Source organism: Bradyrhizobium sp. (genome assembly GCF_049798375.1).
GTDB lineage: Bacteria > Pseudomonadota > Alphaproteobacteria > Rhizobiales > Xanthobacteraceae > Bradyrhizobium.
The window spans coordinates 1-3,848 of sequence record NZ_JBARGP010000322.1 but is presented as its reverse complement, the minus strand read 5'-3'; the positions used below and the strand labels follow the sequence as shown (position 1 = coordinate 3,848).

The following is a 3,848-nucleotide window of genomic DNA, read 5'->3' as shown; positions in this document are numbered from 1 at the left end:
TCTTCCAGGAGGGGCGCTTCGCGGTCGTCACGAACGTTGGGCGCGGGATGCGGTGGGCGTGAAGGTGCTGCAGCGGGCGATCAGCCTGCCGACGAACAGCGCATTCGCGCACGTGAAATCGCGTGGTCCTGGCCTCCCGGTGCTGAGGCCTGCGCGACGCCAAGCGTCGTCGCAAACGGGGGCAAGCAAGCCGGTCCCCGGGGAGATCGCGTATAAGCGTTAAAGCCATTGTGCAGGGAAGGCCGGTTGTTCGGCTTCACCTGTGGTTCTGCCGCGTGCTTTTTGTTGCACGCGGACCATGGGTGCGGTCAGCACCCGGCCTTCCCTGCGCCCTCCATCTTGAGGGCGACCTCTTGGCAAAGCTCGGGCGCGGACAGCGTCGCGAGAACGAAGGTTTTTGGCTTCGTCATTGCGAGGCGCAGCGCGCCGAAGCAATCCAGAGCCGCGGTCAAGATTCTGGATTGCTTCGCTCCGCTCGCAATGACGGATAGCTGTCATGGCCAGCGACGCGGGCATCCAGTATCCCGAGTCGCCTGCCTTCGGATGCCGACAGCGCGGGAATGGCGCAGGCTTTTTGAAATGTGAATCAGAATACGGAGCGTGGTGGAGGCCGGCGAGCCGTCAACGGCAGGCTTCACCGCTTTGCGATTGCAACTCGGCGGCGCCGCGGGAAGCCTGAAAGGCGAAGCGTGGTGCCCAGGAAAGGACTCGAACCTTCACGGCCGTTAAGCCACTGGCACCTGAAGCCAGCGCGTCTACCAATTCCACCACCTGGGCATGGAGGCGCTGTGTAAGGGATGGGGCGCGTGCTTGTCAAACCGCCCGGGTGCCTTTCGTGACGATTTTTGAGACGTTTTTCTTGGGCGCGCCGAAAAATACTCCCCACTTTTGCGCAAGGCGGGCGTTACGCTATACAGCAACGCAACAAACGCAGTGTTCGCGCGCCTGACGCGATCGACCATCCAGCAACAACGGCCACGACCCCTAGGAATCACGCCATGGCATCGAATCTGGACACCCTCGTCACGGTCTTCGGCGGTTCGGGTTTCCTCGGCCGGAATGTGGTCCGGGCGCTGGCCAAACGCGATTACCGCATCCGGGTGGCGGTGCGCCGGCCGGAGCTCGCCGGGCACCTGCAGCCGCAGGGCCGGGTCGGCCAGATCCACACCGTGCAGGCCAATCTGCGCTATCCGGCCTCGGTCGAGGCCGCGATGCGGGACTCCCATGTCGCGATCAATCTGGTCGGTATCCTGGCGGAAGGCGGCGCCCAGACCTTCGACGCCGTGCAGGCCGCGGGCGCCGAGGCGGTGGCCAGGGCGGCAGCCGCGGCTGGCGCGCAGATGGTGCATGTTTCGGCGATCGGCGCCGACGCGAATTCGGCCTCGCGCTATGCCCGCGCCAAGGCGGCCGGCGAAACCGCGGTGCTGGCGGCGCTGCCGTCCGCCATCATCATGCGGCCCTCGATGCTGTTCGGCCCCGAGGACCAGTTCACCAATCGCTTCGCGGCACTGGCGCGAATGCTGCCGGTGCTGCCGCTGGTCGGCTGCGAGACCAGGATGCAGCCGGTCTATGTCGGCGACGTCGCCACCGCGATCGCGAACGCCGTCGACGGCAAGGCCCGGCCGGGCGCGACCTATGAGCTCGGCGGCCCCGAGGTGCTGAGCTTCCGCGAGATCGTGCAGACCATTCTGGACATCACCGATCGCAAGCGGACCCTGTTGTGCGTGCCGTTCGGGCTCGCCAAATTGCAAGCGGTGTTCCAGCAATTCGCGCCGGGCGCGCTGAAGCTGACGCCCGACCAGGTCGAGCTGCTGCGCCATGACGTCGTGGTGTCGGACGCGGCAAAGGCGGCCGGGCTGACGCTGGAAGGGCTCGGCATCACGCCGGATTCGCTGGAGGCGATCGCGCCCCAATATCTCTGGCGCTTCCGCCCGCAGGGCCAGTTTCAGCGCCTGAACGTCTAGTCAACCCGCACTTTCCATCGTCATTGCGAGGAGCGTCAGCGACGAAGCAATCCAGACTTCCTGCGGGACTCTGGATTGCTTCGCTTCGCTCGCAATGACGAGACAGAGGATCGTGCGGCTTACATCCCCAACGCCAGCGCGATCAGGCCAAGCGTGCCGACGATGACGCGCCACCACGCGAATAGCACGAAGCCGTGGCGGGTGACGTAGCCGAGGAAGGCCTTCACCACGATCAGCGCGGTGACGAAGGACACCACGAAGCCGATCGCGATCAAGCCGAGATGATCCGATGTCATCTCGGCGCGGCTCTTGTAGAAATCATAGACGAAGGCGCCGACCATGGTCGGGATCGCCAGGAAGAACGAGAATTCCGCAGCCGAACGCTTGTCGGCGCCGAGCAGCATCGCGGCGACGATGGTGGCGCCCGAGCGCGACACGCCGGGAATCATCGCCAGGCACTGCGCAACGCCGATCCACAAATACATCGGCAGCGGAAAGCGCGTGGCGTCGTGCTCGTGCGGCTTGTGATCGAGCTGGTCGACCCACAGCAGGATGGCGCCGCCGACGATCAGCGAGAAGCAGACCACCCAGGGATCGAACAGCAGCAGCTTGATATATTTGCCCGCGATCAGGCCGATGATAACGGCGGGCAGAAACGCCACCAGCACGCCGATGATGAAGCGGCGGTCGTCCGGATTTGTCAGCGCGCCGATCGCCACCCGCAACAGCCTGGCGAAATAGAGCACCACGATCGCGAGGATCGCGCCGAGCTGGATCAGGATCGCAAAGCTCTTCCAGAAGCCATCTTCGCCGAGGCCGAAGAAGCGCTCGGCCAGCAGCAGATGGCCGGTCGACGAGACCGGAAGGAACTCGGTGACCCCCTCGACGACGCCGAGAATCACCGCCCGCAACGTATCTGACATCATCGACCTGACCCGTGACCGCCGGCAAAAAACCGCGCTCTTCTCGCCTATTCGGCTGCGAGCCGCAATCGCAAAAAGGGCACCGGGATGGCGTCGAGCTCCGCCGGCGAATCAGCGGGTGGCCCGTTCAAGGCGCCGGATGCAAGAGCACGGACCGGTTTTGCGATTCGCGGTCCGGTCAATTATTCTTGGTCCCCTGTCCGCTAGCCCAACCGCTTACACTTTCGCCAGCCATGCGGTAGTACCGGCCTCCCGAGTTCGTGGCCAGGCGCGTGTTCGAATCATCGAGCCGTCAGCGGACGCGAAAATTTACCAGTTGGTTTACGGACATTGGCTCCCGCGCATCCGCAAAGATTGGATGCGCACCACAGGGACCTTGGCCGGCGTCGAATGGTTGAGGCTTTGTTAAGCGCAGCAACATAATCAAAGGCTACATGTTTACGCTCTTCCACCACCCGTTCTGCCCGCATTCACGCTTCATCCGCCTGGTGCTCGGTGAATATGGCCTCGATCTGCGGCTGGTGGAGGAACGTGCCTGGGAACGGCGCGAGGCGTTTCTGGCGCTCAATCCCGCAGGCAACACTCCGGTGCTGTCGGCCGAGGGCCTGCCGCCGGTCCCCGGCGTCAGCGTGATCGCGGAATATCTCGACGACGCCTGCGGCGCGGCGGCCGGTGATCGCCGGCTGATGCCATCGGACATGGCCGAGCGCATCGAGGTGCGCCGGCTGATGGGCTGGTTCAACGAGAAATTCTTCGAGGAAGCCTCCAACCTCCTGGTCACCGAGCGGATCTACAAGCGCTTCATGAGCGAAGAGGACGGCGGCGGCCCGCCGGCGGCCGACGTGATCCGCGCGGCCAAGACCAATGTGCGCTATCATCTGGCCTATATCGGCTGGCTGGCGCAGCGGCGGAATTTTCTGGCTGGCGATCGCCTGACCTACGCCGACCTTGCCGCCGCCGC

At 64.6% G+C, this 3,848-nt stretch carries 3 protein-coding genes and 1 tRNA gene; 2 read left to right on the top strand and 2 right to left on the bottom strand.

The features are described 5' to 3' along the window. Positions 1 to 690: 690 nt before the first annotated feature. Positions 691 to 777: transfer RNA gene (locus WA702_RS13695), tRNA-Leu, on the bottom strand. A 221-nt stretch (positions 778 to 998) separates the two neighbouring features. On the opposite strand from WA702_RS13695, the gene WA702_RS13690 reads away from it, so the two are divergent. Next, a complete protein-coding gene (locus WA702_RS13690) occupies positions 999 to 1,964 on the top strand; it encodes a complex I NDUFA9 subunit family protein (protein WP_425111065.1) in 966 nt (321 codons plus the stop codon). 119 nt (positions 1,965 to 2,083) lie between these two features. Here WA702_RS13690 and WA702_RS13685 read toward each other — a convergent pair whose 3' ends face one another. Then, entirely contained in the window at positions 2,084 to 2,890 is an 807-nt protein-coding gene (locus tag WA702_RS13685) for an undecaprenyl-diphosphate phosphatase (protein ID WP_425111064.1), read from the bottom strand. 431 nt (positions 2,891 to 3,321) lie between these two features. Here WA702_RS13685 and WA702_RS13680 point away from each other — a divergent pair. Then, positions 3,322 to 3,848: glutathione S-transferase family protein (locus tag WA702_RS13680; protein ID WP_425111063.1), on the top strand; the 527-nt coding region annotated here is incomplete at its 3' end.

What these genes read in the sequence shown, in the direction of transcription:
- WA702_RS13685 (WP_425111064.1), bottom strand. Translation starts at nt 2,890, where the DNA reads ATGATGTCAGATACGTTGCGGGCGGTGATTCTCGGCGTCGTCGAGGGG.
- WA702_RS13690 (WP_425111065.1), top strand. Translation starts at nt 999, where the DNA reads ATGGCATCGAATCTGGACACCCTCGTCACGGTCTTCGGCGGTTCGGGT.